Origin of the sequence: Arthrobacter sp. StoSoilB13 (assembly GCF_019977255.1) — a bacterium.
In the GTDB taxonomy this organism is placed as follows: Bacteria; Actinomycetota; Actinomycetes; order Actinomycetales; family Micrococcaceae; genus Arthrobacter.
Genome location: NZ_AP024647.1, coordinates 374,055 through 397,125, shown reverse-complemented (window position 1 = coordinate 397,125; position 23,071 = coordinate 374,055). Strand labels below are relative to the sequence as shown.

Here is a 23,071-nt window from a genome sequence, read left to right as displayed (position 1 = left end):
GATGCGAAACGGGCCTTCTTTGAATAATGGTGTTCCGGCTTCCTAGTTATTAGGGAAACGATCGCAACTCTGGCTTCATGTGCTAGCCGATCTCGATGCTTCCGGACACGGTTGGGCACCCGACCGTGTCCGGAAACAGCGCGGCGTCACCTGGTGGAAGGAATTATGCTTGGGCGTCGCGAATGGCTCGATTCACGGCGGAGACAACAGCCTTGAGCGCGGCGGTGCTCGTGTTGGCGTCAATGCCGACGCCCCAGAGGACTCGCTCCCCCACCGCGCATTCCACGCACGCTGAAGCCATCGCGCTACCACCCTCTGAGAGGGCGTGCTCGCTGTAGTCCAGCACTCTGAGGTCCACGCCGTCCTCTCGCAGGATGCTCAGCAGCGCAGCAATTGGGCCGTTGCCGGTGCCGGTGCACTGAACCTGCACGCCGTCCACGGTAAGTGAGACGTGAAGCGTCGTGCCGCCGTCGTCATCTGTTTCCGTCTTAATGGCGCCCAGCGAGTAGCGGCCCCACTGCCTATCAGCCTCGACAGATGGCAGATATTCGTCTTGGAAGATCCGCCAAAGCTGCGCCCCGCTGACTTCCCCGCCCACCGTGTCAGTGCGCCGCTGGATGACGCTGGAGAACTCGATCTGGGCACGTCGCGGCAGATCCAGGCTGTGCTCGGTCTTAAGCAGGTAGGCGACGCCGCCCTTGCCGGACTGGGAGTTGACCCTGATGACTGCTTCATAGGTGCGACCCAGATCCTTGGGGTCGATGGGCAGGTACGGCACCTGCCAGGTGAAGTCGGAAACGTCTTTGCCGGCAGCGGCCGCGTCCCGTTCGAGTGCTTCAAAGCCCTTCTTGATGGCGTCCTGGTGTGATCCGGAGAACGCTGTAAAGACGAGGTCGCCGCCGTAGGGGGATCGCTCCGGGACGGGCAATTGGTTGCAGTACTCCACCGTACGGCGGACCTCGTCAATATTGGAGAAGTCAATCATGGGATCGATGCCCTGGACGAAAAGGTTCAGGCCCAGGGTGACCAGGTCCACGTTTCCGGTCCGCTCGCCGTTCCCGAACAGGCAGCCTTCGATCCGCTCGGCGCCAGCCATGTAGCCCAGTTCCGCTGCGGCCACACCCGTTCCACGGTCATTGTGCGGGTGCATCGACAGGATGATGCCTTCCCGGGGGTGCAGATGACGGCTCATCCACTCGATCGAATCGGCGTAAACATTGGGAGTTGCCATTTCCACGGTTGCGGGAAGGTTAATGATGACCTGCCGGTCAGCGGAGGCTTCAAAAACATCGGCCACGGCATTGCACACCCGCACAGCGTATTCCAGTTCCGTGCCCGTAAAGGACTCCGGGGAGTACTCATAGATGATATGCGTGTCAACGAGCGTTTCCTCGTATTTCTTGCAGAGCCGGGCGCCTTGGAGGGCGATATCCAAAATCCCGTCCTCGTCTTGGTTGAACACCACGCGGCGCTGCAACACCGAGGTGGCGTTGTAAAGGTGGACGATCGCCTGCTTGGCGCCCACCAAGGATTCGTAGGTCCGCTCAATCAGGTGTTCGCGCGCCTGGGTGAGGACCTGGATGGTCACATCGTCCGGGATATGGTTGCCCTCGATAAGCTGCCGGACGAAATCGAAATCGGTCTGGGAGGCGGACGGGAACCCGAGCTCAATCTCCTTGTAGCCCATGCGGACCAGCAGGTCGAACATCTTCATCTTACGCGCCGGGCTCATGGGATCGATCAGAGACTGGTTACCGTCGCGCAGGTCCACCGCGCACCAGCGGGGCGCCTTGGCGATGATTTTGTCCGGCCAGGTGCGGTCCGGCAGTTCCACCTTGATCTGGTCCTGGAACGGCGTGTAGCGGTGGGCGGGCATTCCTGAGGGCTTTTGTGCGTTTTGCATTACGTGGGGCACTTTTCTTGAGATCTTCATTGAAGGGTGGCCGGGTAACACGAACTCCGCGACGAGGAGGGCCTGCGCTAGATTGCGCCTGAGGCCTCGCCGCGGCAGCTAAGGGGAGGGATCTCCGTGCGCCCGATCTGAAGGTAGGACGAGTGCTCGGATGAAAGGGCACTGTTGCTATTGAGTCGGACACCAAGGGCATGCAGGTCATGGACGACCATGTCGAGCATCGCACTTCTGTCAGTTGACCTGCCGCGGGATCGGTTCCGCGGCAGTCCGCGTCGGGGAAGTGACTTCTTCGGGCCGGTATGTTCAGATTGCGGACGCCAGGACGGGCCCTGTTTTGTCAGCTCCAGCAAAGGATCGAAAAAGAGGGGCAAGCATGGGGTGTTGGGCTCGACTGCCGCCGGAAAGCTTGCTGCTGGCTCTAACTTCTTCATTGCATTTCACTTCCTGGCGCGCGTTCATCGAGGAGTTCGGCCAGATGCAGGCTTTTGCGGTCCGGGTCCAACTGCTTGATCTGCATGGCACAGCTGAAGCCGTCGGCAAGGACGGGCACGTCGGAGGCTGTTTTGGTCAGGGCCGGTGCCAGGGCTTGTTCGGCCACCTTCATGGAGATGTCGTAATGGTTGGCTTCAAACCCGAAGTTCCCGGCGACTCCGCAGCAGCCGGTTGCTTCGTTGACGTTTGCGACGCCGAGTGCGGCCAATGCCTTGCGTTGGACGGTTGCCCCGAAGGTTGAGTATTCGTGGCAGTGGGTTTGCACGGTGACGTCCGTCGGTACGACAGGTGGTGTCCAGCCGCCGTCGACCCATTCCTTCACAGCCTCGGCGAAACTGCGGATCCTATGAGAGACGCGCTCGGCCGCTTCACTGCCGAGCAGTTCGGGTGCGTCCTTCTTCAACGCCGCGGCGCAGCTCGGTTCAATCACCACGATGGGGGTGTCGGACCCGTCGTCGAGCTTCGCCACCGCCTTGCCCATGAGCTTCTTGGCGGTGTCCAATTGGCCGGTGGAGATCCAGGTCAGGCCGCAGCAGGCGTCTGATTCGCAGGCGACAGTGCGTCCGGTGCTTTCCATGACCCGGGCGGCCGCGCCGGCCACTTCGGGCCTGAAGCCCTTGGTGAACGAGTCGACGAACAGGACGGCATCTGCCGGGGACGACGGATTGTCGTGGGGCGCCAGCTCTTTGCGGAGCATCTTCCGGGAGGCAAACTTCGGCATCTTTCGGTGCGTTGTCAGCCCGCCTGCTGCGGCCACGACCTTGCCCAGCGGACTGGCCAAGACCAGGTTCACGAGCGGGCTGATCAGGGTGGTCAGTTTCAGCCAGCGCGGCAACCAGCCGAGGGTGAAGTGCGACATGGGGCGGAGCTTGCCCTCATAGTAATGCGAGAAGAACTCCGACTTGTACGTGGCCATGTCCACCCCGGCAGGGCAGTCATTGGAGCAGGCTTTGCAGGCCAGGCAGAGGTCCAGTGTTTCCCGGACATCCTTCGACTTCCAGCCTTCATCGATGCTCTTGGCACCGCGGACCATATCCTGGAGCGTACGGGAACGGCCGCGCGTTGAATCCTTTTCATCCCCTGTGGCCCGGTAGCTCGGGCACATGACGCCACCGGCATCGGACCGACACCTGCCTACGCCAATGCAAGACTGGACAGCGTGAACCCACGGGTCAGCACCGGCGGCCGCGGCTTCGACCGGACGGAGCTCAAAGTGGGTTCGCCACTCGCGTTGGGGAATACCTTCGTGCGCCAAGTTGGCATCCATGGGGTCCGCATCTGTCATGGACCCTGGGTTCAGGATGCCGGCAGGGTCCCAAAGTCCACGGTAGGTCTCAAATGCTGCGACCATTTTTGGGGAATACATGACCGGCAGAAACTCTGACCGGGCGCGTCCGTCGCCATGCTCACCAGACAGAGAGCCACCGTGCCGCACTACGAGGTCAGCTGCGGACCGGGTGAACTTGCGGAAGACGGCCCGGCCCTCCTCGCTACGCAGGTCATAAGTGATGCGGATGTGCATGCAGCCTGCACCAAAGTGCCCGTACATAATTCCGGTCAACCCGAACTCAGCAAGAAGGTCACGGAAATCGGACAAGTATGAGGCCAGGTTCTGCGGCGCAACAGCTGAGTCTTCCCAGCCTGCCTGTGATTCCCCGCCGCTGGCCGGCCGGGAGGAAAGACCCGCCCCGTCTTCCCGGACCCGCCAGAGGGTGGCGCGCTGCACGAGGTCGGGAACAGCGCGCCCGTCCACCATCCGTCCGTTTGCCGCCAGCCGTTCGAGGAGCCGTGACGCTTCCCCCGCTACCTGCTCAGGGTTCTGCCCGTCCAAGTCCACATAGAGGAAGGCCTTGCCTTCGGGCAGGCCGAGTACTGAATCGGGTCCGCGTCGCAACTTCATCGTGTCCACGATGGCCTCGTCGATGCCCTCGACGGCGGCGGGGGAAAATTCCAGGATGGTTTCGATATCCTTGGCGGCGTCCACGACGTCGGCGTACCCGAGACACACGAGGAGGGCGCTGGGTGCTTTGGGGACGAGTTTCATGCGGGCCCCGCACGACGATCGCGCAAGTGCCCTCGGTTCCCACGAGGGCTCGGGCCACGTTGAAACTATTTTCGGGCAGGAGGTTGGCCAGGTGGTAACCGGAGACCTGGCGCTGGATACGGCCCAGCTCTACCCGGAAACTTGCCAGGTTGTCCTGGGCGAGTTGCTTAAGCTCCGCCCCCAGCTCAAATGCGCGGGAGACCGAGAACCTATCGGCTGGGTCAGTTGCGCGCAGACCGGTCGCCGTGGCGGTCAACTGTGCGCCGTCGGAAGTGACGACGTCAATCTCCAGCACATGATCAGAGGTGCGGCCGTAGCGTACTGAGTGATTACCGCAAGCATCGTTCCCGAGTGAGCCGCCGATGGTGGCGCGGTTCTTTGACGAAGGGTCCGGTGCAAACGTGAGCCTTCCACTGGTGACCCTCTCTGTCTCAACGGTGAGGTGGGAGAGGACGACGCCGGGGTCGACGTCGGCGGTCTTGGTGGCCTCATCGACGCTATTGATGCGGTTCATGTACCGGGAGAAGTCCAGAACAATGCCGGGGCCTACGGCGTTGCCTGCCATGGATGTCCCGCCACCCCGGCTCACCAGCGGTGTGCCTGTTTCCCGGCATGCGGCCACCGCAGCGACGACATCCTGGACGCTTCGTGGGAAGGCCACGGCAAGAGGCGGAACTCTGTAGTTGGACGCGTCATAGGAATACGCGGCAATACGGTGGCCCGTTTCTTCGGCAAGCACGCCCGCAGCTTCCAGCCGGGCAAGGACCGGTGCATGGCCCGGGGTGGAGAGGACATCTTGAGTCATAGCGTTATCAGGCTCCAGTTTCGTCCCGGAAGCCGGGCACGCACGTCGGATATGCAATATTGAAAAAATCTTCTGGTGACAAACCTGTCCAGTTGGAGAGGAACATCTCCCGGAAACAGCGTGGCTTCCCGCAGAGCCGTTGACGTGGTCCGGAAAGCGTCCTGATCCCCAACGTCGGCCACACCTACTCCTTTACTCATGACAGTTTCATCCGCTCTGCGGCACATGCGTCACGGTACGACGACTGCTCCGGCGACGCTACTGGAATTGCACCAAACCCCTCACCAAAACTCTGGTGAAAATCTTGGTAGTGGGTTGGCAGTGCGGCATCCCCGAATGCGCAGCTGGTATAGGCACGCGAAGCTGCATCAAGACCGCTTCCGGGTATCCGTCGTGCTCTGTTGCCGTAGGCGGTGAAACTCCTCTATTTCATCAAGGCGTAGGCACACCGACTCGATTGCCCGTTTCCGCGAAAGCACTTGCTCGGTGGTGTGCGTTACTGCAATTTCATCCAGAATTGCCAGCGTTGGGGGGAGGAGTTTAAGCCTTCCGGCAGCTTCGTCTGAAAGGATCCTTCGCACCAGCATCCATTGCGCCGATGTTGCCTCTGTGGTGACATGCTGGGGCTCCACATCGGGCGCTATGGCAGTGACAAAAAAGAACGTATCGAAACGTTTGGGAAAGCCCTCCGGTGTGATCCAGTTTGCCCACGGAACCAAGTCTTCTGGTTGTAGGACAATATCGCATTCTTCTGCCAGTTCACGCACGGCGGCAGACAGGAGGCAAGCGGCAGTATGGGGCGCACTCGTCGCATCCGTTCCAACCCTGGTCCGCCGCCATGCCAATGCCTGAGAGTCCAACAGCGTTCTGCTCAGCGCCGAAGGCAAGAAGTCAGCAGCGTCGACGCGGCCTCCTGGAAATGCGACCACACCAGCAGCAAAATCCATCGTTAGTGCCCTGCGTTGGACAAAGACCTCAACTCCGTGCAGGGAATCCCGCATCAGGACCACGCTTACCGCAAGCGGCGGAACTCGCGGTTCTGCTGAGTCCATCTCCTCATCCGCGGTCCCACTCATCGATTCCTCCGTCTTCATGGTGTGTAGGCAGCAGACCGATACAGGAGAACGACCCACAATCCCTCTTGGCAGACTTCGCCTCGCTGATTGAGTATCTGAAGTCTGGTTTTCACAATGCCCCGGTCCGGCTTAGTCGCAGAAGGCCGGAGCTCTACTACCTCTTCCCGTACAGCAATGGTGTCGCCGATGCGAACAGGTGCAATGAGGTTCCAGTCGTGAATGCCCAGAAATGCTATGGCCGAACGTTCCTTCCACCCCATTCCCATTTCCAGGCCAAAAGCGATCGCAAGTGTCCCCGGACCGTGGAAAACCCGTTCTCCAAACTGAGTACCACGGGCATACTCCTGGTTGGTGTGTAGGGGGTGCATATCCCCGGACCACGTCGCGAAGGTAACCAGGTCCGTCTCTGTAATCGTTCGTCCTTGAGACGACCACGAATCTCCGGTTTGAAGATCCTCAAAGAATCGAGTTGCTGAAGGGATCAGACGATTCCCGGCTCCTGCATCCATCTTTGCTCCTATTCGGTTACCGTCTAGGCCCCGGAAGGGCCCCCAGCCGGCTTTGAGTCGGTCCGCGTCAAAATCCCGGCCAGTGGTCCCTTCGTAGGATGCTGAATCTCTCGGGACGATTCGGATTGGCTTTCCTCCGGAGAGCTCTTCGGATACGTGGGCGATAACCCCAGGCAGCGTCGAGAGCAAGGCAACACCTGTACCCTCTTCGGGCGTGAAGCCGAGCCCCAGGAGTATCGCGGCCATAACACCAACGTCATTTATCGGGATGTCCGACTTACCTGGGAGTTTCGTGAAGGCCCTGTGCACTGCCTCGTACACTTCAGCCGCCTGATCCCACAGACCTTCCTGCAGAGCAATCGACCGGAGCCGTTCAGCGCGAGGATCAACAACCTTAAAAATAGGGTGCCCCAAGCCCGGGATGCGTTCCTTTGCTTCACGCATGCGGTTTACCTTTTCCTCAGCGAAAGCTTCGAGTGTGAGGCCGGATCCCAGAAACTCCGCATGCGTAGCCCGGATGAAGCGGCCGCTGTCCTCAGTCGCCAACGTGTGCTTCCCGACAGATAAACAGGCGGCTGACATGCCGATAGCCATACTTGGATTGGCGGAGACAGCAAACCTCGCGGCCACTGTCCCGGGCTTTTCAAGACCATAATCCAGGATTCCGCTGAGGACTGCGTCCAGCGCCCGTATCTCATGGTCCGAAGGGATCCGACCACGGATCACGAGAAATATGGCTGCCGTGAAGGGGATTTGCCCGATCAGGTCCTCAAGGTCATAGCCGCGAACATAAACGTTCGTATCAGTGACTTGGCTGACAGAGGATGACCAATAAGCCCCAGACTGGTCTGCAGTATCCTTTTGCAATGTTTCTCCCGAACCGTCATGTGTTTCAAAAGGCCTGCGGTGCTAGGCAAGGTGACGAGCCAAGCTCCAAATATGTCGGCCATGTCCTTGAACTTTAGAATCAACCGCATCATCGTGGCATTGGAGATTTTCTGAAGCCGTGACGTCCAGGCGGAAAATTACTAACGCATCTGCGCAAGTGCTCGACGGCCCAGTCAAGCGACGAAAAACGTGGCACTGCTTGGAGCCGGGTCCCCCAGCGTACGGTCAGTTGGGGGACCCGGGGTTGGTACCGGCATAATCGCTGCGCTTCCCGTTCTGTGGTCTGTGCGCCTTGATTTGCCGGAAACTGCTGACGGTTTGTCGTACCTGTCACCTTAGAGCGACAAGACGGGTACCGGCCCCGGTATTTTTTCAACGGACGCCACGCACCCCTAGTCAAAGTACAAACGCGGGGCGTCAGAGCCCATCCTCATCCTTCACCTGCGAGTCCATGAGCGGACGGCCCAGATACCGAACCTCCAACCCGGCTCCTGTAGCTTCCACGACAACGTCGCCAAAAAGCCGTGAAGATGACAGTTTCACTCGGAAGATACCCAACGTAGTTTTTAGGGCATGGGAAGCAAAAGCGTAATAATCACCGGATCCGGCTCAGGCATCGGCCGGGCCATTGCCCAGGCATTCGTCGAAGCAGACTACGAAGTCTATGCGAGTGACGTTTCAGAGGAACGTTTGGCGGAGACCCGGCAAGAGCTCGGCTCTCCGGACTCACTCCACACACGGGCCGTAGATGTTAGCGACTATCACTCGGTGTCAGCCTTGGTGGACGAGGTTGTCGAGAAGACCGGCAAACTGGACGTCATGGTCAATAGCGCGGGAGTCTTCGACGGGTACGCCGACGTGCTCGAAACGACGCCCGAGCTGTGGGCCAAGATTATCGGGGTCAACCTGACAGGGACGTTCTACGGCTGCCGTGCAGCGGCGCAGGTAATGACGAAGCAGAACTCAGGTCGCATCATTACAATCGGCTCCGTCGCCGGCCAAAGGGGCGCAGCAGACGGCATCTCCTACGTCGCGTCCAAGGCGGGCATAGAGGGACTGACCCGTCGTCTCGCCATCGATGTTGCCCCACACGGGGTAACCGCCAACGTTGTCGCCCCGGGCGTCATCAAGACAAACCTTCGTGCGACTTCTGAGGAGATCTTGGGTGATCTCGTTTCGACGCAGCAGCGAGGCATCGGGGTGTCGCCTGAAATTATGGACTTCCTCATTCCGGCAAAGCGATCGGGCGAACCATCAGAGGTGGCGAGCGTAGTGCTGTTCCTCGCGTCGGACGCTGCTGGTTATGTAAACGGTCAAACCATCCAAGTCGATGGCGGCTGGAACGCGACGTAGGCCGCCGACGATATGGCGTACTAACAACAGAATCCCCCACCAACTATTCCCTTCTTGGGTCAATGATGAACTATCCGGAAGCCAGGATGATCTTGGGCTCCGAATGAAAGGTGTATAAGTGATCAAGACAGCATTGACGGAAGCCCTGGGCCTCCAATACCCCGTCTGCTCCGCTGGCATGGCGCGTGTCGCGCAGGCGGAACTCGTCACCGCGGTCAGTAACGCCGGCGGCTTGGGATGCCTGGGCGGTGTCAGCTTCATGCCGGATGAGCTTCGCGCCGAAATCAAGAAGATCGAAGCCGGAACCGACAAACCGTACGCGGTGAACCTTCTGTTGCCGGATTCGTTGACGTCTGAGGATGAGGCGCAGTGGGCTCCCGTACGCGAGCTGTGGCAGTCGCTCTCCGGGGCTGACCAGAAGAAACTGGCAGGTGTCGAGGCCATGCTCACACCAGGCGCCGTCGCAGATCAGGTGCAGATCGTCCTGGACGCTGCACCTTCGGCAGTTGTTTTGACGTTCGCTACACCGGATTGGTTCATCAAAGAGTGCAAGGACCGCGGGATCACGGTGTTTTCCCTTGTCGGCTCCGTGGGCAAGGCCCAGGAAGCCAGCTCAGCGGGTGTCGACTTTATTGTCGCTCAAGGAACTGAGGCCGGTGGGCACACCGGGTACGCATCCACTATGACCCTCGTCCCTGCCGTTATTGATGTGGTGGATCAACCAGTCCTGGCCGCTGGCGGAATCGCTGATGGACGCGGCCTGGCCGCCTCGCTCGCTTTGGGCGCAGCTGGCGTCTGGGTGGGAACGCGGTTCATTGCCAGCCCCGAAGCCTATGGGCACGACAATTTCAAGAACCGTGTTCTGGAAGGATCCTTCAAGGACAGCACTATCACTTACTCGTACAGCGGTAAGCGTATGCGTGCCTTCGAGAACAAATGGACCTCTGAATGGGAGTCCGCTGACAAGAAACCGGCAGGATTCCCTGGACAATACGCCGTCGCCGGCACCCGGGTCGAAACAGGCTACCAGGACGGCGACATGGACTTCGGGATGATGCCGGTGGGTCAGACCATGCAGCTTGTCCATGAGATTCTGCCCGCTGGTGAGATCGTCCAAAACATGGCATCAGACGCAGAAAAAATTCTGCGTGGACTCGCGGCCGGAGAATAGCAAGAATAGCCAACGCCAATGTCCAGGCGCCCGTTGAGTCGGCGAGGCCGGCTCAAAGGGCGAACTGGAAATTTCTAACGAATAGATGAAGTGGAGCGGAAATGAATGAATTGTCGCCGGAACTAGCGGATTGCGTCTCCGCCCTGGAACGCATCGCCGATCAGTACCCGGACAACACAGCGATTGTCGACGGCGACACCTTCATGAGCTACAGGGATCTTCAGATATCCATTGAGCAACGCTCAGCTGTGCTGCTTTCAGCTGGCCTTAAGCCAGGCTACCGGGTTGCCCTCGTCGCAGAAAGTTCAGCGCACTACCTTTCCACAGCCCTCGCTGTGTGGCGCAGCGGCGGCGTTCTGGTTACTGTCTATCCTTCTTCGGGTCCGGAGGACCTGGAATATGCCATTGCCACGAGTGATCCTGCGCTGATAGTCATCTCCGAAAGCGTTGATCGTGGGCATATCGCTGCCTCCGCACGAAATGCGCCAATTGTCGAAATCGTCGACTTTCACGTAACCGAGGTTCGGCACGACGCACTTCCCAACCCTGAGGGTCTTCGCGAACCGCTGTCCATGATCTGCTTCTCGTCTGGCACCACGAGCCGTCCAAAAGCGATCATGCTCTCAGCCTTGGCCCTATACAACTGCGCGAACACTTACGGCGAAGTGTGGCACCTCTCGCCCGAAGACAAAGCAATAATCTGTTTGCCGATGGCGTGGCTCTATGGGCTGGCCAGCACATCCTTGGCCGTCCTCCTACGCGGCGGGACGGTTGTGATAGTCCGGAGAGCACGTCCTGACATGATTGCTCCCGCCATCGAGATGCATTCCGCCACTTTCCTCGCCGGTGTGACCGCGACTTTCGGGAAATTGGCCCAATTCGCTGAACTCCGAGGCGGCGATCAGCCTGCTTTCCCATCACTCCGACTCTGCATCTCAGGTGGGGAGCCCCGGAACGAAGTAGCTTTCAGCCGTTGGGAAGCCCAAACTGGACTGCCAGTCTTGGATGCGTATTGCGCATCCGAATGCCTACCGCTGGTGACTTACGACCCCATCGCGAACCCAACACCCAAACCCGGGTCGGCAGGCAAGCTTGTGCCGCGGTCGAAGCTGAAAGTTCTCGACGCCGACGGAACGGAAGTTTCAGCCGGACAGGTTGGGGAAGCATACTCGACTGGACCGGGGTTGATGCTCGGTTATTGGCGTGACGAGGAACAAACTCGCTCTGTCATTACTGATGACGGCTGGTACCGCACAAAAGATCTTGTGCGGGTGGATGAGGAGGGTTTTGTCTATGTCGTTGGACGGCTCTCCGACGTCATCATCCGTGGCGGAACAAACATTTCCCCAGCGGAAGTTGAGCGTGTGCTTCAGCAGCATGCCTCTATCGGTGAAGTGGCGGTCGTTGGTCTTCCAGATGACGTCTACGGCCAGCGTGTAGTGGCGGCTGTCGTCCCCAGGGGCACGGAGCCCCTTGACGCAGCCGAAGTAAAGGGATTCGCTTCCGCCCGTCTGTCGTCGTATAAGGTCCCAAGCGAGTTCATCGTCGTCGACTCACTTCCTGTGAATTCGACAACGGGAAAAGTCAACAGGCGCGACGTCGCGACGCTGTTGTCAGCCGAAAAGAGCCAGGGCAGGGCATAACAGCCCGCTTCATAGGCCGACAAATCACGAGACGGCACCCCGCATGAGTGTTGCTCCAAGACGATGTTAGGAAATGACGAAAATGATCCTCGATAAGGCCGGTGTGGTTGTTGTAGGCGGCGGGATAGTGGGTGTATCAACCGCCTATTTTCTTGCGTCAAAAGGACACGATGTTGTTCTTCTAGAACAGCGGGAACTTGGCCACGGGGCTTCCGGGCGAAACCTCGGATTCCTCCACATGCAGAATCGCCATGGCGACTACGCCGTCGAACTGACCCGTGCTGGGAGGGCTCTTTACGACGACTTTTCGGACCTCCTTGGGCCGTCATTCGAATACCGAAGCAACGGTGCCATGACGTTCTTCTACACGGACGATCAGCGGCGGGTCTACAAGGAATTTGTAGAAGCCCGGATCGCTGATGGCTTCAAAGCCGAGCTCCTTGACGACCAGGCCGCCCACGAAGCCGCCCCGATACTGCCGCCCGATGTTATTGGGGCAACGTTCAGCCCGGAAGATGGCCAAATTCGCACGCCGAAGTTCGTCCGTGCCTTGGCGCAGGAATGCCGGAGGCTCGGTGTTCGAATTCATGAAAACACGCCGGTCCTTGGACTCCTGCGGAATGGCTCGAAAGTCGTCGGAGTACGAACACCCGGCGGCAGCGTTTCAGCTGACAGGGTCGTTTGGGCGGGTGGTGTGTGGTCTACAATGCTCGAATCAGAGGGTATAACCGTACCCATCAAGCCGCACAGGCTGGGTGCTGTCCTACTGGCTCCTGTAGAGGAGAAGCTCGATAAAATCCTGAATGGACCGCTTGCTGCGAAGCAATACGCCCACATCCGGAACCTCCCCAGTTACCGCGACGAGTACTTCACCTCCCCTTCAGAGGACCAATCACAGGGCCTCGAACACATGGAATGTGTGGCCAAGACTGAGGACGGGAACCTATTCATTGGCTGCCCAATGGACTATCCTGAGCAACTCGACGACAGGATGCCTGCTGCCGGTCTAAAACTGGCCATCGATTCATTGCTCAAAACCTTCCCGAACTACAGGGCTCTCGGTATTGAACGTGCCTGGGCTGGCCTCGTCCCCGCCACGGCTGACTCCCTCCCGATCGTTGACGAGGTGGAGGAATTTCCCGGTCTGATTCTGGCCACCGGGCACGTCTACGGCAACTTGGCCGGGCCGATCACGGGAAAGCTGGTGGCCGAACTGATCTCAGGCGACCGCCTCAGCCACTCCCTCGACGAACTTTCCCTCTACCGGTCGTCCCTGACCACCCCGGTAGACGGAGTCATCCGCTATTAGCCCGGGGCACCCGCCCCTGCCACAAGAGCATCAGAAACTATACGGAAGTGAAAGAAACATTGACTACTCATCTACTCGGCACGACCAATGAGTCAGCCGTGCGCTACCTGGACGAGTTGGAACTTGGACAGCAGTGGAACTCGGCAGGACGGACCGTCACAGAGTTCGATGTCGTAACGTTCGCCACATGGTCCGGAGACATGCACCCGCTGCACACCAACGAGGAGTACGCCAAAACGACAGAATTTGGCACCCGGCTCTTCCATGGTCCCGGCGCACTTTCAATTGCCTTTGGGCTGGAAATGGCACTGGGATGGAAGAACGGCTCAGCAATCGCCTTTCTAGGAATTGACAACTGGAACCTCCGTGCGCCGATCCGTATTGGCGACACCATCAGTGTCCGCGAAGAAGTGATTGGCATCAAGCCGTCTGCCAGCAAGCCCGACCGGGGAGTTGTGACCACCCGGGTTCAAATTCTGAACCAGGACGGCGTGATCTGCCAGGAAGGCGACTGGATCGTCCTTCTTTCCCGGCGGCCAGCCTAGGCTGGCCGCTCGAACAAGAACATTCGTCACGGCGAGCTCCCCTTGCCTGGAACAGAAAGTTGCTCGTAGTGCCTCTTCATCTACCCGACGGCAAACGCCTCGCCGTTTCTCTAAGCCCCGATTTTGATGCCCAAAGCGTATGGCTAGGCACTTTTCGATCATCGTCCCAGTCCTTGATGTCCCGAGGTGAATTCGGCGCCTTAGTCGGCGCCCCACGACTCCTTGACGTCTTCCGTCGCTACGGAATCACTACGACGTGGTGTGTGCCCACACACACGATGCAAACATTCCGCAGCTCAGTGGATGCAATTGTCGAATCCGGCCATGAAGTCGGCGCCCACGGTGTCTACCACGAATATGTGCCTTCACTCGATCGAGCCGAGGAGGAACGACTGCTGGAACTTCAAATAGCCCAGCACGAAAAGCTCCTGGGTAAACGTCCTCGGGGATACCGCTCTCCTGCATTGGACGTTACGGACAACACCCTCGATCTCCTTGCGAAATTCGAGTTTGACTGGGATTCGTCTCTCATGGGGAGGGACTTCGAGCCTTACCGGCCCCGGATGGTGGTCGGCGTTAGCGAAGAAGAAGGCAACACCTTCGGCCCGGAGAGCAGCGTACTTGAGTTCCCTGTGTCCTGGTTCCTCGACGATTTCCCCGAACTCGAGTCTTTCAAGGGAAACGCGCTCATGCAGAGCAACGAGACGGTTCTGGCTCGTTGGATCGACAGTTTCAATTTCGCCTATGAGCGATGTGCCGGGGGCGCAATGACGTGGACGCTACACCCGCAGACCATTGGACGCGCACACAACCTTGTAATGCTCGAAAAGTTCCTCGACCACGTCACTTCATTTGAAGGTGTATGGTTTCCAACGCTCTCCGAGCTCTTCAACTGCTGGCAAGACGACACTGCGCCAGCAGCGGCGTCCTCCCCCGCAGTTTCCAGAACCGTCCTCAATGACCTCGATCCGCTAGATAGGATGCTTCCGTGATCAGAATGCTTCTCATAGGTCCTCCTGGAGCTGGCAAAGGTACGCAAGCAAGCTACATTGCAAAGAGGTTCGGGATCGTCAGCATTTCAACCGGAGACATCTTCCGCGAAAATGTCAAAAATGAAACACGCTTGGGCCAATCGGCCAAGTCATATCTGGATGCAGGGCAATTTGTGCCCGATTCGGTGACGAACGCGATGGTTCGTGAGCGCCTGGAACAAAACGACGCGGACAACGGATTTCTGTTGGATGGATATCCCCGCACTCTAGGTCAGGTTGACTATCTCGACGAGATCCTTGCAACCAGGTGTCGCGAGCTTGACGTCGTACTGCAGCTCACTGCCGATACAGACGAACTGGTCCAGCGCTTACTCCAGAGAGCTGAACGCGAAAACCGCTCGGACGACACTGCGGAAGTCATAAGAAGCAGGATGAAACTGTATTTCGACCAGACAACCGCCGTTACGTCCCGGTACGGCGAACGCGGCATCTTGACGGAGGTGGATGGGCTGGGAAGTATCTCGGACGTATCCAGCAGAGTTTCGACCGCCTTGGATCTTACTCTCGGATTGTCATCAATGCCGACCACTGTGGTGGCGGACGATGGCAGACTCGAGCGGTCGGCTGCTCTAGTTGGCACGGCATTCCCCTAGAATTCGTGTCCTAGTCTCCTTTACAGGTCTCGCCTCTTCGAACGAACCGAGTGGATGGATCGTTTCCACCAACTTCAACCTGTCCGGCTGCCGCTTCACCGACCTTGAGGTCATCGACCTGCGGTGTCGTCTTAGCCACGCTCCTGACTTGGCTCATTTGCTTAGTGCGTGAGTTTTGGCCAAGGTCCCGCCGGATCCTGCCGGCATCCAGCAGCGATGTCGGTTCCACCACCCGGGCGACCACCAAGTCACGGCACACCTCGTCGCCGAGCCCGCCGAAACCCAGCGCTGTGAACACCCCGGCCAAGGCATCGAACAGGATCCGCGAGTCCGTGCCGACCACCCGTCCCGGGCTGGCACGACCGGCCGCCGTCACCGTGCCCGCCGCCTCGTACAGGCCCTGGCCGGCAGGTCCCACCAGACCATTCACGGCAGCGTCGGCTCGACGCCAAGATCAAGGACACCCTGGGCAGGATTCTCCAGCAGTTCACGGGCGCGCTCGAGCAGCACACCGAGCTCAGGTTCCGTATGCGCCGAACCGACATGCTCCACGATCCGCTGACGACCTCGTACATACTCGGCGATCTGCACCGCCGTCGCCCCCGAAGCCGTTCGCACCCGCCTGATAAACACCACACCGCGACACTAGAACAAAACCGATTAGTGCGTGAAAAAGCACCATTTCGCAGACATCATCGCAGGTCAAAGCCATCCCCGATCGAAAACCCAGGGCCCGTGATCCAAGTCAGGTCAGTAGCCACGCTCGTTCCCGCCGGCATCAACGTCTGCGTGACGTTCCTGTCGCTGGTCCGGTCGATGCGGTCTCGGCAAAGCGAGGATTCTTTTGCGATGATTGCCTGTGCCCGCCAGACCTTCAGCGAGCAGACAGCGCAGGTCCCGCGCCGGGCACGGCACACAGCCGCAGGCTCCGTGTAGCGGTGTTGGCCGCGCTCATCGGATCCGGCAAGGCCACCGCCAAGGAAGCCGCTTCGTTCGGTTTCTCGTGGCCGCTGGTCCAGCCAAAAAAAGCGGACCCGCGCGGATGCTGGGTATTGATCAACACCGCTACGAAACCAGTCGTCTCTGGCGCACGGTTTGCCGATGGTGGATAGAGATTTAAGTGCTTGTCGGTGCCTGAGCGACACCAGCGAAGTGGCAGCGAGCCAGACCGCCACGAACACCCATCCCGGCAGAACCATCACCAGGGTAGACGTCTCACGTTGGACATCCCGCTTTGATCTTGCGGAAGCGGATTGTTAGGGCTCAGTAGTGCGCAGGCGAAGCGTGGTTGCCGGCGCGGACTAGCCTACTTCTTCATGAAATCAATCAAGTAACAGACGCTACGGCCGCGGAACACAGCTTAAGAGCCACAAATCGCCCGATCGAGCTGCAGCCAGCCGCACTCCCTGAGACCAAGACTTCCGTTCGGTTTGGCCAACGACGATTCCTACAGAGCAAGCGTTTAGCGCCACGAAGCGGACTTCTGGATAACTCCGCCCACGCTCTTAGGATCTCCCGCTCCGCGTCTCACCTCGCGGGAGCACGAACTACGCCGGCCCTTTCGACGGATGGCCTCGAGTAGGGCACTACGTCGCTTGCTTCAACGTCCGATGGCCTTCGGCTTCGCGCAGTATCGCCCGACGACTTGGGCCGCGGCTGTTGAATCCGTCCTAACTCAAGAGCTGTTAGTGCTAAGAAGACGGACGAGACGGCACCCGGTTCCCTGAGATTGATGCCCAGGATTTCTTCAGCTTTAGCTATCCGGTAGCGCAATGAGTTGTGGTGGATTTCGAGATAATCGGCCGCCGCGTTGATGTTCTGAGCATGCTCAAAGTAGGTCTGTAGACCCTCAACAAGCAGCTCCCGCCCCTCCAAGGGCTTCAGGAACTCCTGGGCCCATTTAATCATCTTGTCGAACCCGACATCAGCGAAAAGCCTCGTTGCGTAGTTGAAGTCTTCGTAGGCCATAACTTTTGGTCCTCGCGAATTACGGCGAAGGGTTCGAACCGCCAGCTGCGCATCCTGGTAGGAGTCCAGAATGTCGCCTAACGCATGAACACTGCGGCCGATTCCAATGAGAGCGCCTGGGAGTTTGGAGCCTTCCGCCACGATCATTCTCCTGAACGCCTGAACACTGCACTGCGCCGCTATCGTTATTGTCTTGTCCTTGGCGGTCATGAGGTACGCGATGGACTGTGACTCCAGTGCCTTGCCCAACATTTCCGATAGATCCTCAGCCGCTGGCAACGAGCGCGATGCAACCGCAGGCCGAATTGGCCGGAAAACAATGGTCCGCAACTCGTCGGCGAAAGACAGGCCGAAAGCCGCTATTCGGGCCGCCAATTCCGGATTGTGAGGCTCGCGGCGCAATGCCAGCGCCTCCTCAAGCACGGCAGTGCGTATGGCTCGTTCTTGTTGTCGGGCTGCCACGGCCATTCGCTGGCTGGCCTCCACCAAGGTTGCAGCCACGTGAGCCGCGGAGGTTGAATGGCTATCCGGAAAATTCGTCCGCCGAGCCGTGATGACGAGCCAACCGAAATGCGAGTCAGCCTCGTCAGGCGCCGAAATTCTGGCTGCCACCCCCCTCCATCCGTCCACGTCCACGTTCTGTGAATCGGCCTCGGTGCGGCCGATCTCTTCAAACAAAAGTGACATGGGTGTGGGCCCGGTGGCATGGACAGTCTTACCGAATCTATCGATCAGGACTGCAGTGGCATTACATACGTGCGCCAATCGGCTTAGTAGCGCCGGTATCGGTTCAGTTTCGGTCATCGATTGACTGAGCGCCCGCTGCAAGGAGGCCAATCGCCGGGATACAGATTCCTCCGGCATCTGCATCGATCGAGAAAATGACATCACGACGCTAGCGACGTTCAGAGCTGGATCAACAGCGATGACTACGTGTTGCTCCCCGACGACTTGGATCCCTTCCGAAAGAGAGGAATCTGACGCCGTAACGAAGATGACTCGTCCGGGGCCCCATCGAGCCGGTCAGCGACCAAGTCATTAAAGCTTGCGGCACCTGGGCAAATCACGACCACATCCACGTCGGTCGGTAAGTCTTCCGGCTTCAGCAAGACAACAGCGCCGCGAACTTGCCTGGACTGCTGGGAAGCAGCGCCCGCGACAAGTTTCGCGGCAGGACCCAAGTCCGCTAGAACTGCTCCCAGTGGCAAGGAGGTCGGATCAACTATCATAGGGAACTCTTTCGGGAAGAGACCGGGACGGGCGGTTGGCCTCGCCTAGCGCTTTCGCCCAGACTAGACCAGAAATTTAGCCGTCCCCCTGTGAGAATTCTAACGCTATTCCACGAACGTTGGACAAGAAACAATTACACCTGTGCTGGTGGGCTCCTAACGTCACAGGTGGAGACTCGAACACTGTACGGCTGGCAAATGGGGCCTGCTTGCGTTATCTGGCGTATAGGTCATGTGCATGGGCTTGACCTCCGGAAATTCAAGCGTCAAGGACTTCTCTCCCTGCTATCGGATTCGTCTATCTGGAAGACTAACGAAGAGGGCCACAGGACAGCCCGAGGAAGAAGGTATCTTGCCATGAGCGCTGACACACTTGCGACAGGTGACATTGTCGTCATAGGAGCAGGAATTGTGGGGCTTTGCACCGCTTGGGAGCTGCGCAAGCGGGGATTCGACGTCGTCGTCGTAGAACAGCGGTTTCCTGCCTACGGTGCTTCCGGACGAAACGCGGGTTCCCTGTGGCTGCAGACGCGGCGTACAGGGGATGAACTGTCCCTCGCTAGAGCCGGCAAGGAAAAGTACCAGGACTACTTGAGCGAACTTGGCGATGTGTTCGACTATCGCAATCAAGGTGGCCTCTTTTTCTTCGAAAACGACGCACAGGGCCGGGTTCTTGAAGATTATGCTTCCAACCGGCGGGCAGCCGGCTTGGACGCAACCATGATCAGCCGGGAAGAGGCTCAGAAGCACTCCTCCATCCTTCCGGAAAGCGCGCTCGGCGCCGTCTTTTGCGCCGATGATGCCCAAATAGATGGTGTGCAGTTCGTCAACGCTCTGGCCAGCGCCTGTGTGCGGGCAGGTATCCGAACTTTTGAAAATACGTCTGTCCTTTCGACCCTGCGAAATGGCGAAACCGTAACAGGGGTCCGCACGGTCCGGGGCGAGATCCATGCATCGGGCGTGGTGTGGGCAACGGGCGCCTGGTCAACCAACCTCCGGGCCGAGGGGATCGACGTCCCAATCAGCACCGCAAGAGTGGGGCAGATGCTGACTCAGCCCATAGACACGCGCTTGAACGCCATAATGCATGGACCCCGGGGTGTGTACGGATGCGGGGCGCTCACGGACCTTCCAACTTATGACGCCGCGGTTTTTGCCCGCCCAAACAGTTCCAGCGCGGGAACGAGCCCCGGCGGGAGTTCAGGGTCCTCGTTCGTCGACTATGACGATTCGATCGCCCAAAACCGCGGTGGGTCAATATTCATCGGCAATAGTCTTGACGGACGGGGTTCCCTCAATCCCCACATCAGCATTAATGCTACAAACGCAATGGTTTCAACAACCTTGGACAGATACTCAAGCCTTGCGGAATACGGCGTTACCGGACTTTGGGCTGGACTCGGAAGCGAAACAACAGACCATCTGCCCATCGTCGATCGGGCTGACGGCGCCTATATTAATCTCGGCCACGCATGGGGCATCGCAAGCGCGCCCATCTGCGGCCAAGTGATGGCGGAGGTCATCGCCGGGGAGACCAGCACCTTTGCTGGTGCCTTGAAAATGAACCGGTCCGCGCTCAGAATCTCCGCCGACTAGCTTTCCAGCGTTCTTTCCATGTCAAAAGCCATGCAGCAGGCTCAGTAGTCCTGACCCTTTGGCCTCAGAACCAAATCATTGACTACCCTTTCAGAATCCTCCTAATATTCAGCCCGTCGACGCTCCGTTAGCGTCTATTGCATGAGTCGGACCGGCGCATGGATTGTGACAACAATGCCATGCCCCACCTGAATATTCTTTCTACGATCTGCCGACCAACGCGTCCGCAACCGCGGGAAGAACATAAAGGACGAACCGCCGACCAGAGACGGCCGACTTCTCAGACAGGAGATTCCTATGACCAAGGCGTCACTAAAGGTAGCCACCATTCAGTTCGAGCTTCGGCCGGAGAGGACCCTCCAGCAGTATCTGGATCATGTGGAGCGGCTGGTAAAGCGCGCGGCGGAACAAAAGGCCGAACTCGTGCTTTTCCCGGAGCTCGCAAGCACGGGGCTCCTCGGAGCAGTCGCCGATCACGAAGTGACGACCGCCACAATCACCTCGGACTATTGGAAGTTCCTGCCGGAGTTCACGGATGACCTCGTTGAGGGCATGCGCAGGATGGCTCGGGATTACAACATCGTGGTTGCTGGTGGAAGTCACAACCGGGTCGCCGAGGATGGATCGCTGCGCAATACAGCGTTCATCGCCCACCCGGATGGTCGGATCGAGTCCCAAGACAAAATCCATCTCACCCCACAGGAGCATGCTCTCGGCGCCCGCGGCGGCGATGAACTTCTGGTCACAAAGATTGGGCCGTTTACTGTCGGCCTGCTGATCTGCGCGGACATCCAGTTCCCTGAGCTCTCACGCTATCTGGTCCATAAGGGCGTCGACCTGATCCTTTGCCCCTCCCTCACGTGGAACCGGCGGGGCGTCCACAGGGTGCGTACCGGGTGTCAGGCGCGAGCTATCGAGAACCAACTGTACGTGGTGATGTCACCACTGTTCGGTACAAGCGGCATTCCCACCGATTCCCCGATGTTCGCAGTTGGTAAGGCCCTAATCGCCGGGGCCCGTGGACAAAACAGTAGGAGTCAACGACGGGATTCTGGCCATCACCGCATCAGCCGACGAAGAAGTGCTGGTCGCCGATTTGGACCACGACCTGTTGGTTGCCTCACGTGCAAAGCCCGAAGCACCCGGCCTGGCACTGCGGAGGCTGGATCTGTACGCAAAGCTGCAGGCAGAAATGGGCGCCTAATGTCGCTGTACCAGCATCGCGTGAGGAACCATGAGGTGGACTCTCAGGGGTTTCTCTTCAACAGCCGCTATCTCGAGGTCGCCGACGTCGCTATGACGGAGTTCTTCCGCAGTATTGGTTGGCCCTACCCGAAACTGGTCGCTGAGGGGACGGATCCCTCGGTGGTCAGCGCAGTTCTTTCCTTCAAATCCCCCGCTTACTTCGACGACATTCTCGACGTTGACGTCAAGTGCCGAAACGTCGGGAACTCGAGCTTCAAGATTGACGTTTCGATTGCCCGTGGTGGAACGGAGGTGGCGAACGTCGAACTCGTTTACGTTAACGTCGACCCAACCCAGGCCCGCTCCCGACCGCTTCCAGAAGCCGTCGCGATGGCACTCGATGGCGCCTTGGAGGGCTGATCCAACAAACCTTGCTCCAAGTCCCAGCTACTCTCCCCATCAAGCTCGGCCAGCAAAACGTCGGAGTACGCCTGGCTGGCCATCCAATCACTAACCACAGCATATGGAGCCCCCATGACAACCGCTTTGAACCACAAACCCACTTTTGATCCAAGCAACGTAAACGACTTTGGTCCGGCAAAAATCGAGCATCGAACCGCCGGCTGCGAGCTCCAGCAGCTTGGAACTTACATTATGACGTTCGAGGAGAGCGGTTTCAGCGACCCTTGGACCGTTCAGTATGAGGAAACGATTTACGTCATCGAGGGACAGGCCCGGCTGGTTATCATCAATGGTAAACACAAGGACACCCTGACGGGTGACGCCGACGAATTGCTCGTTCTTCCTAAGGGAACCACTGTTCAGTACAGTGCAACCCCTGGTACACGCCTCTTGCTTTCCATCAGCCCAGTCCACTGGCGTGACGAAGTCGCTTAGGGCGAATCTCAGCTATGGAAGCAACATATGATGAAGGTCTCGGAGGTTCTCCAAAGGCTTGGACGCAACCGTCAACCACCCCTTGGGATCTGGTCGAAGAAGGGCATAACGTGGTTCTCGAAAATGGGAATCACCGTTTCTCCGGAACGGTAGACGCACTGAGTTTTGACCGGACTATTATTTGGGTTACTTCATGGGTAGGGGAACGTCGCCTCTTCCACGCAGCTGACGGTTACGAGTGTTCCGTGAGCAGCCCTCTTTGAACGATCCCCGGCGAACCGCCCACGCTAATACACCCGCCCGGGATTAGCGGGCTGAGGAGACTTGGCAAGACCATGAGCGCTCTGGTGAGTCCGCGACCGGCAGGCTCCGTGCTGAAGCAACCTAGACAAGGTGCGGGTAACAATCGCTTAGACGTCAGGCCGCGGGCCACGCCCTGACGTCTAAGGTCGCTGCTTGTGGTATTTTCCCTGAGCTGCTGACAGGTGAAGCCTCCTGGTCCGCAGTGGTTCTGTTCGAACCGCTCCGCGAGCCATGGAAGCCTACGTCTCCCGCGGTATAGGTGCACTGGCGCTTCGCCCTCAGTACAGGCCCCACCTGACCTCCCACGCTCCGCGGCCCGGGTCCAGGCAACCTTGAGTTGGTCCGGGCCCCTTGTTCTGAGCCCTCCTCCCAGGACGTTCGGCGTGACCGGCAGGCACGGGGACACAGCAGCCTGACGCGAGGACTCGACTGCGATGTGAGTCGTGACGCGCTAATGTCCCGAAGAGGCCGCTGCGAAAATCACTGCACCCCGGATCAGGC

Annotated in this window: 16 protein-coding genes and 3 pseudogenes; 13 read left to right on the top strand and 6 right to left on the bottom strand. The window is 58.9% G+C overall.

What is annotated here, in order from left to right:
- Positions 1 to 163 precede the first annotated feature (163 nt).
- The 4 genes and pseudogenes from leuA to LDP01_RS01930 all read right to left on the bottom strand — a co-directional run bounded on the left by leuA (position 164) and on the right by LDP01_RS01930 (position 7,705).
- A complete protein-coding gene (gene leuA / locus LDP01_RS01945; RefSeq protein ID WP_224089868.1) occupies positions 164 to 1,903 on the bottom strand; it encodes a 2-isopropylmalate synthase in 1,740 nt (579 codons plus the stop codon).
- Between the two features lie 436 nt (positions 1,904 to 2,339).
- Positions 2,340 to 5,253 (bottom strand): annotated as a pseudogene (locus LDP01_RS01940) (FAD-binding and (Fe-S)-binding domain-containing protein).
- A gap of 368 nt (positions 5,254 to 5,621) precedes the next feature.
- Positions 5,622 to 6,020, bottom strand: a complete 399-nt coding sequence (locus LDP01_RS01935; RefSeq protein WP_224089866.1) for an NUDIX hydrolase — start codon at positions 6,018 to 6,020, stop codon at positions 5,622 to 5,624.
- Positions 6,021 to 6,343: 323 nt separating this feature from the next.
- On the bottom strand, positions 6,344 to 7,705 hold the full coding sequence (locus LDP01_RS01930) for a citryl-CoA lyase (RefSeq protein ID WP_224089864.1): 1,362 nt from the start codon (positions 7,703 to 7,705) through the stop codon (positions 6,344 to 6,346).
- Positions 7,706 to 8,299: 594 nt separating this feature from the next.
- Between LDP01_RS01930 and LDP01_RS01925 the strand changes: the two genes are divergently transcribed.
- The 7 genes from LDP01_RS01925 to LDP01_RS01895 all read left to right on the top strand — a co-directional run bounded on the left by LDP01_RS01925 (position 8,300) and on the right by LDP01_RS01895 (position 15,392).
- Positions 8,300 to 9,079, top strand: a complete 780-nt coding sequence (locus LDP01_RS01925; protein WP_224089862.1) for an SDR family NAD(P)-dependent oxidoreductase — start codon at positions 8,300 to 8,302, stop codon at positions 9,077 to 9,079.
- 118 nt (positions 9,080 to 9,197) lie between these two features.
- On the top strand, positions 9,198 to 10,250 hold the full coding sequence (locus LDP01_RS01920; RefSeq protein WP_224089860.1) for an NAD(P)H-dependent flavin oxidoreductase: 1,053 nt from the start codon (positions 9,198 to 9,200) through the stop codon (positions 10,248 to 10,250).
- Positions 10,251 to 10,351: 101 nt separating this feature from the next.
- Positions 10,352 to 11,893 (top strand): class I adenylate-forming enzyme family protein, encoded by a 1,542-nt coding sequence (locus LDP01_RS01915; protein ID WP_224089859.1) that lies wholly within the window; start codon positions 10,352 to 10,354, stop codon positions 11,891 to 11,893.
- 82 nt (positions 11,894 to 11,975) lie between these two features.
- Positions 11,976 to 13,202, top strand: a complete 1,227-nt coding sequence (locus tag LDP01_RS01910; protein ID WP_224089858.1) for an NAD(P)/FAD-dependent oxidoreductase — start codon at positions 11,976 to 11,978, stop codon at positions 13,200 to 13,202.
- A 59-nt stretch (positions 13,203 to 13,261) separates the two neighbouring features.
- Positions 13,262 to 13,747 carry a MaoC/PaaZ C-terminal domain-containing protein gene (locus tag LDP01_RS01905; RefSeq protein ID WP_224089857.1) on the top strand — a complete coding sequence of 162 codons (486 nt, stop codon included), beginning with the start codon at positions 13,262 to 13,264 and terminating at the stop codon, positions 13,745 to 13,747.
- A 176-nt stretch (positions 13,748 to 13,923) separates the two neighbouring features.
- On the top strand, positions 13,924 to 14,739 hold the full coding sequence (locus LDP01_RS01900) for a polysaccharide deacetylase family protein (protein WP_224089856.1): 816 nt from the start codon (positions 13,924 to 13,926) through the stop codon (positions 14,737 to 14,739).
- A gap of 5 nt (positions 14,740 to 14,744) precedes the next feature.
- Entirely contained in the window at positions 14,745 to 15,392 is a 648-nt protein-coding gene (locus tag LDP01_RS01895; protein ID WP_224090977.1) for an adenylate kinase, read from the top strand.
- A gap of 169 nt (positions 15,393 to 15,561) precedes the next feature.
- Here LDP01_RS01895 and LDP01_RS23880 read toward each other — a convergent pair.
- Positions 15,562 to 16,028 (bottom strand): annotated as a pseudogene (locus tag LDP01_RS23880) (IS1634 family transposase); the annotation flags it as partial.
- A gap of 99 nt (positions 16,029 to 16,127) precedes the next feature.
- Here LDP01_RS23880 and LDP01_RS01880 point away from each other — a divergent pair.
- Positions 16,128 to 16,328, top strand: coding sequence for a hypothetical protein (locus LDP01_RS01880; protein WP_224089853.1), 201 nt, complete (start codon positions 16,128 to 16,130; stop codon positions 16,326 to 16,328).
- 591 nt (positions 16,329 to 16,919) lie between these two features.
- Here LDP01_RS01880 and LDP01_RS01875 read toward each other — a convergent pair.
- Positions 16,920 to 18,047, bottom strand: a complete 1,128-nt coding sequence (locus LDP01_RS01875; RefSeq protein WP_224089852.1) for a PucR family transcriptional regulator — start codon at positions 18,045 to 18,047, stop codon at positions 16,920 to 16,922.
- A gap of 899 nt (positions 18,048 to 18,946) precedes the next feature.
- On the opposite strand from LDP01_RS01875, the gene LDP01_RS01870 reads away from it, so the two are divergent.
- The 5 genes and pseudogenes from LDP01_RS01870 to LDP01_RS01850 all read left to right on the top strand — a co-directional run bounded on the left by LDP01_RS01870 (position 18,947) and on the right by LDP01_RS01850 (position 22,267).
- Positions 18,947 to 20,185 (top strand): NAD(P)/FAD-dependent oxidoreductase, encoded by a 1,239-nt coding sequence (locus tag LDP01_RS01870; RefSeq protein WP_224089851.1) that lies wholly within the window; start codon positions 18,947 to 18,949, stop codon positions 20,183 to 20,185.
- Positions 20,186 to 20,482: 297 nt separating this feature from the next.
- Positions 20,483 to 21,151 (top strand): annotated as a pseudogene (locus LDP01_RS23875) (nitrilase-related carbon-nitrogen hydrolase); the annotation flags it as partial.
- A gap of 52 nt (positions 21,152 to 21,203) precedes the next feature.
- Positions 21,204 to 21,389 (top strand): hypothetical protein, encoded by a 186-nt coding sequence (locus tag LDP01_RS01860; RefSeq protein WP_224091204.1) that lies wholly within the window; start codon positions 21,204 to 21,206, stop codon positions 21,387 to 21,389.
- Positions 21,389 to 21,790 (top strand): acyl-CoA thioesterase, encoded by a 402-nt coding sequence (locus LDP01_RS01855; protein WP_224090975.1) that lies wholly within the window; start codon positions 21,389 to 21,391, stop codon positions 21,788 to 21,790. Before LDP01_RS01860 ends, LDP01_RS01855 begins: the two co-directional genes overlap by 1 nt.
- 114 nt (positions 21,791 to 21,904) lie before the next feature.
- Positions 21,905 to 22,267, top strand: coding sequence for a EutQ-related cupin domain-containing protein (locus tag LDP01_RS01850; protein ID WP_224089849.1), 363 nt, complete (start codon positions 21,905 to 21,907; stop codon positions 22,265 to 22,267).
- The last annotated feature ends 804 nt before the right edge of the window (positions 22,268 to 23,071 follow it).

What these genes read in the sequence shown, in the direction of transcription:
- leuA (WP_224089868.1), bottom strand. Translation starts at nt 1,903, where the DNA reads ATGCAAAACGCACAAAAGCCCTCAGGAATGCCCGCCCACCGCTACACG.
- LDP01_RS01925 (WP_224089862.1), top strand. Translation starts at nt 8,300, where the DNA reads ATGGGAAGCAAAAGCGTAATAATCACCGGATCCGGCTCAGGCATCGGC.
- LDP01_RS01915 (WP_224089859.1), top strand. Translation starts at nt 10,352, where the DNA reads ATGAATGAATTGTCGCCGGAACTAGCGGATTGCGTCTCCGCCCTGGAA.
- LDP01_RS01910 (WP_224089858.1), top strand. Translation starts at nt 11,976, where the DNA reads ATGATCCTCGATAAGGCCGGTGTGGTTGTTGTAGGCGGCGGGATAGTG.
- LDP01_RS01900 (WP_224089856.1), top strand. Translation starts at nt 13,924, where the DNA reads ATGTCCCGAGGTGAATTCGGCGCCTTAGTCGGCGCCCCACGACTCCTT.
- LDP01_RS01895 (WP_224090977.1), top strand. Translation starts at nt 14,745, where the DNA reads ATGCTTCTCATAGGTCCTCCTGGAGCTGGCAAAGGTACGCAAGCAAGC.
- LDP01_RS01875 (WP_224089852.1), bottom strand. Translation starts at nt 18,047, where the DNA reads ATGTCACTTTTGTTTGAAGAGATCGGCCGCACCGAGGCCGATTCACAG.
- LDP01_RS01870 (WP_224089851.1), top strand. Translation starts at nt 18,947, where the DNA reads ATGAGCGCTGACACACTTGCGACAGGTGACATTGTCGTCATAGGAGCA.
- LDP01_RS01855 (WP_224090975.1), top strand. Translation starts at nt 21,389, where the DNA reads ATGTCGCTGTACCAGCATCGCGTGAGGAACCATGAGGTGGACTCTCAG.
- LDP01_RS01850 (WP_224089849.1), top strand. Translation starts at nt 21,905, where the DNA reads ATGACAACCGCTTTGAACCACAAACCCACTTTTGATCCAAGCAACGTA.